Here is a 562-nt window from a genome sequence, read left to right on the forward strand (position 1 = left end):
CACGAGGCGAACGGGTCCAGACCCAGTGCCTGCTCTACCAGCACGGCCAAGCCGTTGATGCTCAGCCGGAAGTCCACGGGCGTGCGGTGCAGGTAGACCTTCAGCCCTTCGTCGAGACGGAACACCGCAACCTCCCAAGCGCCTCGATCACTTCGCCGACGTGGCGCAGCTCTATGCCACGAAGTTCGAGCGCCACGCCATTGGGCAAGCGCGCCTGCATGTCCATCACGGCGACCGTGTCGTCGCCCGAACGAGCCTTCACCGGCGACGCTGGCTGCTGCATTGCGACAGCCACAAACGCAGGCGCTGGCACCACGTCGGTGGCCTTGCGCGCACGCCCGCCGAAGCCATGCTCGCGAAGCCAGCGGCTGACCTGGTTGGCGTTGACGCCGCACTCGCGCGCCAGACGCGACACCGAGGCGCCCGGCTGTCGGCACAGTGCCACCAGCTGCGACTTCGCCGCCTCGTCGTACACGCTGCGTCCGTCGCTCTTGTGTCCCACCACCAGCCGGCGTTTGAGGTCTTCCAAATCGTCTGTCATTTACGTTCCCACGTTGCTCTA

General features: G+C 66.2%; 2 protein-coding genes. Both read right to left on the reverse strand.

The window, feature by feature from the left end; genetic code table 11:
• The coding region (tnpB, locus tag AC3A6G_RS27365) for an IS66 family insertion sequence element accessory protein TnpB (RefSeq protein ID WP_487875097.1) at positions 1 to 125 on the reverse strand (125 nt) is incomplete at its 3' end.
• Positions 101 to 541 carry an IS66-like element accessory protein TnpA gene (tnpA, locus tag AC3A6G_RS27370; protein WP_487863264.1) on the reverse strand — a complete coding sequence of 147 codons (441 nt, stop codon included), beginning with the start codon at positions 539 to 541 and terminating at the stop codon, positions 101 to 103. The genes tnpA and tnpB, both read right to left, overlap by 25 nt.
• Positions 542 to 562 lie beyond the last annotated feature (21 nt).

The organism is Variovorax sp. Soil_C_26, from assembly GCF_057657075.1.

Bases quoted from the DNA above. Each gene is read 5' to 3' on its own strand.
- tnpA (WP_487863264.1), bottom strand. From the start codon at position 541: ATGACAGACGATTTGGAAGACCTCAAACGCCGGCTGGTGGTGGGACAC.